We start from the raw sequence: 6,822 nt of genomic DNA, 5'->3' as shown, positions 1-6,822 counted from the left end.
ACTTATAAATTCTTATATGTAGAAAAAACTGCCGGGAATAACTCCCGGCAGCTCTTTTTATGGCCCGCATGCCGTCGCAGCGCTGCGCATGCCGCCCCGGTCTTCGCGGGCGTCAGCGCACCGCTCTTCGGCTTTATCTGCTCGCACCAATCCCGCTGTGAACTGCCACCAGTCCCGAAATTTGCTTGCTATACTCCGACTCCGCGGCGGCTGGTATTCGTAAGATAGAACCCGAATGAAAGAGAAAAGCTGCAAAAGTGCAGTATTTTCGGGGGTAAAAGAACCAAAACGCGAAAATTCCTGCGATAATGCAGTTTTTTTGATCCGTTCAAGCCAGGTAAGCGAAAATCGCCAAAAATTACTGTATTTTTGCAGGAACTTAACCCCATAGTTAGCTTTCCGGGCAAAATTCCTGCACTTTCGCAGGCTTTTCGCCAAAGCAATCTGCTGGGAACGGGAGCGCTGATGTCGGGGCGCACCATGTCCTGCAGCCGGTTCAGTTCGCCAGACGCTGCTTCCCCGCCTGATGCAGCCCGTAATAAAAGCCTTGGCGGCTCATCAGCTGGTCGTGCGTTCCTTGCTCCGCAATCCGGCCGTCGACAAGCACAAGAATGAGATCGGCCCGCCGCACCGTATTGAGCCGATGGGCGATGACGACGTTCGTCCGCCCTTTCATCAGCCGGTACAACGCGTCCTGAATGCTGATCTCGGTCACGGTGTCGATGCTGCTCGTCGCCTCGTCGAGAATGAGGATGGACGGATCGGCAAGCATCGCCCGGGCGATCGAGAGCAGTTGTCTCTGCCCCTGGCTGATGCCTCCCCCGTCCTCACCCAGCATCGTATCGTAGCCTTGCGGCAGCTTGCTGATGAAGCTGTGCGCGTTCGCCAGCTTCGCCGCCCGCTCGACTTCCGCATCGGAAGCTTCCGGCTTGCCGTAGCGGATATTGTCGCGCACCGTGCCCTTGAACAGAAACGTATCCTGCAGCACGAAACCGATATGGCTGCGCAGACTGTTCCGATTGATGCCGCGGATATCGCGTCCATCGAGCCGGATAGTTCCGGCATCGGCATCGTAAAAACGGGCGAGCAGCTGGACGACCGTCGTCTTGCCCGCTCCCGTCGGACCGACGAGCGCAAGCGTCTCGCCTGGCCCGATCCGAAAGGAAATATCCCGCAGCGTCGCGTTTCCCTGCTCGTAGCCGAACGATACGTTCTCGAACTCGATCTCGCCCCGTACCTCCGAAATGGCGACCGCCCCCGACTCGTCCCGGTCCTCCGGCGCTGTGTCCAGAATGTCGAAGACGCGCTCCGCGCCGGCCACCGCCGACAAAAACGTGTTGAACTGGTTGGCCAGATCGTTAAGCGGCCGGGTGAACTGCCGGGCATATTCCGCGAACGTCACGATCACCCCGACCGTCACGATATCGTGCAGCGCCAGCAGACCGCCGGCACCGGCGATTACCGCAAAGCTCAAGTTGTTCAGCACGTTCATCAGCTTCGGGATAAGCCCGGAATACGTCTGCGCCCAATAGCCGGACGTGCGCAGCCGTTCGTTCAGCTCCCGAAAATCGGACGTGACGCGCTCTTCCAGCGAGAAGCTCTTTACGATGCGCTGACCGGAGAGCGTTTCTTCCACAAAACCGTTCAGCTCGCCCAGGTTTCGCTGCTGTTCCTTGAAGTATCGGCCCGTCCGGCTCGTAATCCATTTCATCCCGAGCACCATCAGCGGCACGATCGTCAGCGTAATAACCGTCAGGATCGGACTGAGCCACAGCATCAGTCCCAGCATGCCGGAGAAAGCGAGCACGCTGGATACGATCTGAATCACCGAGCCGTTGAGCGTCTGGCTGACGTTGTCGATGTCGTTCGTCAGCCGACTCATTAATTCCCCGTGCTGCCGCTTCGCGAAGAACGACATCGGCAGCCGGTGCAGATGGCGGAACAGATCCGTCCGCATCGCATATACCGTCCGCTGGGCCGCGTCGATCATCCAGTACGTCTGCAGCCAGGAAGCGATGCCTTGCACCGCGTAGCTGCCAAGCAGCAGAACGAGCAGCGCGGTGAGCGTAATGCCTCCCCGCTCTCCCATCAGCCGGTCGATCGCCGCGCCGATCAGATACGGACCGAGCAAGCCGAGCGTGGAGCTGATGACCGTCATCGCCAAGACGAGCAGCAGCTTGGCGCGATGAACGGAAAGATATTTCCAGATGCGGAGGAGCGTCCCCCGCCAATCCTTCACCCTGGTGCGCCGCCGCTCCTGTTCGTCGCCCGGCTTGTTCGCCCCTCCCTTGCCCGTCTGCGAACGGGACAGCTCATTCGGATCTTCGCGTTTAACCGCTTGCCGGCCAGACATGGGTCAGCGCCTCCTTTCCGTACTGCGAGGCGACGATGCGGCGATACAGCTCCGATTCCTTCAGCAGCTCGTCGTGCGGACCGCTCGCGATAAGCCGGCCCTCCTCCAGCAGCAGAATCGTGTCGCAAGCGGCCGCTGTGCCAATCTTCTGCGTAATAATAAGCGTCGTGCAGGCATAACCGTCCAGCGCATCCAGCAGCTTCGCTTCCGTAGCCGCATCCAGCGCGCTCGTGCTGTCGTCGAGCAGCAGCAGCTTCGGCTTCCGGACGAGCGCACGGGCGACGGACAACCGCTGCTTCTGGCCGCCGGACAGATTTACCCCTTTCTGCCCGAGCCGCGTTGCATAGCCGTCCGGAAGATTCCGGATCGTCGCTTCGATTTGCGCGGCTCCGGCCGCTTCCGCGACCTCCGCATCCGACGCGTCTTCTTTACCCCAGCGGATGTTGTCGGCAATCGTGCCGGAGAACAGAAGCGCTTCCTGCGGGACGTAGCCGATGCTGTCACGCAGTGTCTGCACCGGATAGCGGCGAATGTCGACGCCGTCAATCCGGATCTCGCCCCGCTCGGGCTCATACAGGCGTGGGATCAGCTGAAACAGCGTCGATTTCCCGGCTCCGGTAGCCCCCATTATGGCAACTTTCTGCCCCGGCTTGACGGCGAACGAAATGTTTGCGAGCGCGGGCTCTTTCGTTCCCGGATAACGGAACGTTACGCGGTCGAATACCAGCTCGCCGTCGGTGATCGCCCGCTCGATCGTCCCGGACCGCAATCCGCTTTCCGGATTCCGGCTGCCGCCGGCGGCAGTATCTGCTGCCGGAGCGGTGGTGTCGCCGGCGGCCGCGGTTCTCTCCTCCGCCCCTTCCGGCCGGTCCCTGTCCGCGGCCAGCACTTCACTGACCCGCGCCGCCGACGCTCTTGCCCGCGAGAAGCTGGTGACGAGGAAGGAGACGACCGACAGCGCGCCGGTAATGCGGGTCGCATAATTGACGACGGCGACAACGTCGCCGACATTTGCGGCATGGGCATCCATCTGCCTGCTGCCGAACCAGATGATGAATACGACGCTTGCATTCATCAGAAGCAGCAGCGCCGGCAGCGTCAGTTCCACCAGCCGCAGCGCGGACACCGTACGGTCGGTCAATTCCCGGTTCGCCGCACCGAACCGCGATATTTCGCGGCCGGCCCGAACGAACGCTTTGATCAGCCGCATGCCGGCCAAATTTTCGCGAAGAATGCCGTTCGCCGCATCCAGCTTCTCCTGCACGAGACGAAAGCGGAGAAAGCCTTTGTTGACTACGATCACGAGCAGCACAAGGAGAAGCGGGGCCAGCACGACCAAAGCGAATGCCAGCTTCACGTCGACGGTCAGCGCCATCACGATGCCGCCCACAATCATGATCGGCGACCGGATCATGATGCGCAAGCCCATGAACACGATGTTCTGCAATTGCGTCACATCGGACGTCATCCTGGTCATGAGCGTCGCGGCCGAGTAACGGTCGAAGCGGGCAAGCGAAAACGATTGCACGGCATCGAACAGCGCATTGCGCACATCGGCTCCGAAGTTTTGGCTGACGCGGGCGGCGTAAACGGAGTTCACAATGCCGGTCGCAAAGCCGGCAAGCGCGGTCACGACCATCACGACGCCCCACCAGAGCACGACGGACATGTCGCCCGTCATGATCCCATCGTTGATCAGCCGGGCCATCAGCAGCGGGTGCCACAGCTCGACGGCAAGCTCGCCGATCAAGAGCAGCAAAGCGATGGCGGCGGCTTTGCGGTGCGGTTTCAAATAGGTCCAAAACAGCTTCATCTGTCCGCCTCCGTTCCCCCGCCGTAATTCGGCTCTTCCGTTTCCCCCGACATATCCGGCGCTTCACTTCCCTTCGTTCCCATAATTTATTTCACTACTATAACTTTAACTGTATTTCATCGATTTGTGAATGAATACGTGAAATTTGCCCTTTCTGCGCTGAAGCGCGCATAACGGGAGAGCGGGAATATACAAAAAAATTGGCAACTCATAATAACCGAGAATAAAACCACCAATCTACGATTATAATAAATTTTAACTTATCTTTATGTTTATTTTAAGTTTATTTGTAGTTTTAAGAAAATCCTGTTAGAATTGGAGATGAGGTGATTGTATATGTTCAATCTTGCCGAAAAGGAAGTTGCCATTTCGGAAGCCGTCACGATTTCCGAATTGATCAAAAATTATCTTCCGGAGAGCGATACCGATAAGCTGCCAGCTTTAATCAAAGCTATCGCCAATTACATTGAAAAGACATCGATTCAGAATCCTGTTACATTACTTCAAGAAGTGCAGCAATCGTTGTCGGAGCCTCACCGTGCGCTTCAGCGCCTATTGATTCATATGGTCACCGTCGGCACTTCCGAGGATGTTCTGTCGGTCAAGATGTATACGACCGGCGACGTCGCCCGTTTTTTCGGGGTTAGCGTTGCAACCGTCAATAATTGGATCAATCAAGGGCGATTCCAAGGGGTAGTGAAAGGTGAGCGTTTCAAGCAGGCGCGCATCCCTGAAAATGCCGTCTACGTTGCCCCTACCGGAGTCAAAACGACGATCTCCGAAGCAGCACAACGCTATGAAGAAGAACAGGTGCGTTTGGGCAGAAACAAACCTGTGACGACAGTCGAAGAGCTCGCTGAACTCGTCAACGCCGTCGTTTACTTTGAAAACAAGTATGGAGGGACGCTCGAAACTACGCTCGGCCAACGATCCGATCTGACGCCCGCAGAAAAACGGGATGCCGAGCAGTGGGCCGGCCTGCTCCGGTCCATTGAAAGGCGGAATGCGTAAACATGCTATCCAGCAACGCCCGGCCTCCTTCCAGCATTGCACAGTTGGAAAAGGACTTTGCCGCGATCATCATGAATTCACGAGACGGTGATGGCAGCGGGTTGACCACATCGCGAACGGTTACCCGCCATACCTTCACATTTATTGATGGCTCGCGGCTTTATATTACGGAAGAACTTAGCGGCGGAATCATTGACGTTTCCTATTACAATTGGGTGGATCAAGATGGCGAGGACATCCTGAAATTCCACAGCGATCCGCATGAGAGGGACAACCGCTATCAGACGGCAACAGAACCGCATCACGTCCATCCTCCCGAGGGCGCAAGATTAACCAACCGAACCCGCTACCCCAATTTTCATCACCAGGAACTACATACGATCATGGAACACATCTTTTTTTTCTCTTATTGCTGCCAAAAAAATTAGGATGAAAGCGAATTCGAACTTGCTGCTTCAAGTTTCAGCCCTAACGGCTCAGCCCGGACCGCGCTCCGCCATCTGGCGGCAGAGCGGCTATCGTGCAAAAAGCCCGATGCCGGGAATCGTTCCCGCCATCGGGCCAAACAGCCGACGCCTGTTATTTCAAGCCTTCGCTTACTTCCTTCACCATCTCCGCGACGGACACCAGACCGCCGCCCGACAAGTACCAATAGTTCGGGTCAAGATAGACGATTTGCCCTTCCTTGTAAGCCTTCGTATTTTTGACAAGCTCGTTCTCAACCAGCTGCTTGGCTGACGATTCGCCCGCTACAGCCGCCCCGCGGTCAATGACGAACAAATAATCGGGGTCCTTCTCCACGATATATTCGAACGAGATGCTTTGTCCGTGCGTCGACACTTCGATGTTCTCGTCGACTGCCGGAATGCCGAATACGTCATGAATGAGGCCGAAACGGGATTTCGGACCGTATGCGCTGATGTTGCCTTCATTGGCCAGAATGATCAGCCCGTTTTTGCCGCCGGCTGTCGCCTTTTCGTTCAACGCCTGAATTTCACTGTCGATATGGGCCAGCTCCGCTTCCACTTCCGCCTCTTTGCCGAAAATTTGGCCGACTTTTTCCATGTTGGCTTTAAACGAATCCATATACGCGTTCGTGTCGACACCGAGGAATACCGTTGGCGCAATTTTGTTCAATTCCTCGTAAGCTTCGCTTTGACGGCCGGAAATAATGATGAGATCGGGATCGATTTCGGCGATTTTCTCGAAGTCGGGCTCTTTCAGGCTGCCGACATTGACATATTTCGAATCTTCAAACTTCGACAGATATGGCGGGATGTTCGCTTGCGGCACGCCCGTCACTTCGACGCCGAGCTTGTCGAGCGAATCCAGAATGCCGAAGTCGAAGACGACGACCTTCTCCGGATTTTTTTCCACAGTCGCTTCGCCGAGCTGATGCGTGATCTTCAGCGTTTCGGACTCGCCGCCCGCCGCATCCGCGCTTCCATCCGTCTGCCCGGTATTCGCGTTTTCTTCCGACTTCTGAACATTCGCGCTGTCTTCCGTCTGTCCGGCCGTCGTATTCGAGCTTGCGGGCGCCTCTTCTTTAGCTCCGCATGCGGCTACCACAACTGCAAAGACGACAAATAGCAAGACCATTGACCATTTTTTCCTCATGTCCATCCACTCCTCGTATAGTATGTTT

The 6,822-nt window shown here is 56.7% G+C and carries 5 protein-coding genes; 2 read left to right on the top strand and 3 right to left on the bottom strand.

Annotated features, from left to right (window positions below; genetic code table 11):
• Nucleotides 1-496 precede the first annotated feature (496 nt).
• Nucleotides 497-2,353, bottom strand: coding sequence for an ABC transporter ATP-binding protein (locus ABEV74_RS20935; protein WP_430149265.1), 1,857 nt, complete (start codon nt 2,351-2,353; stop codon nt 497-499).
• On the bottom strand, nt 2,331-4,166 hold the full coding sequence (locus tag ABEV74_RS20930) for an ABC transporter ATP-binding protein (protein WP_430149262.1): 1,836 nt from the start codon (nt 4,164-4,166) through the stop codon (nt 2,331-2,333). The genes ABEV74_RS20935 and ABEV74_RS20930 overlap by 23 nt, the downstream gene beginning before the upstream one ends.
• 336 nt (nt 4,167-4,502) lie before the next feature.
• On the opposite strand from ABEV74_RS20930, the gene ABEV74_RS20925 reads away from it, so the two are divergent.
• On the top strand, nt 4,503-5,177 hold the full coding sequence (locus ABEV74_RS20925) for a helix-turn-helix domain-containing protein (protein ID WP_244863827.1): 675 nt from the start codon (nt 4,503-4,505) through the stop codon (nt 5,175-5,177).
• A 2-nt stretch (nt 5,178-5,179) separates the two neighbouring features.
• Nucleotides 5,180-5,605 carry a toxin-antitoxin system TumE family protein gene (locus ABEV74_RS20920; protein WP_430149260.1) on the top strand — a complete coding sequence of 142 codons (426 nt, stop codon included), beginning with the start codon at nt 5,180-5,182 and terminating at the stop codon, nt 5,603-5,605.
• 151 nt (nt 5,606-5,756) lie between these two features.
• On the opposite strand, the gene ABEV74_RS20915 is transcribed toward ABEV74_RS20920, so the two are convergent.
• A complete protein-coding gene (locus tag ABEV74_RS20915) occupies nt 5,757-6,794 on the bottom strand; it encodes a siderophore ABC transporter substrate-binding protein (RefSeq protein ID WP_430149268.1) in 1,038 nt (345 codons plus the stop codon).
• Nucleotides 6,795-6,822: the final 28 nt, after the last annotated feature.

Origin of the sequence: Paenibacillus cisolokensis, from assembly GCF_050481165.1 — a bacterium.
GTDB lineage: Bacteria > Bacillota > Bacilli > Paenibacillales > Paenibacillaceae > Paenibacillus_AH > Paenibacillus_AH cisolokensis.
Note: the sequence above shows the minus strand (reverse complement) of the source record. Positions and strands in the feature narration are given on the sequence as shown.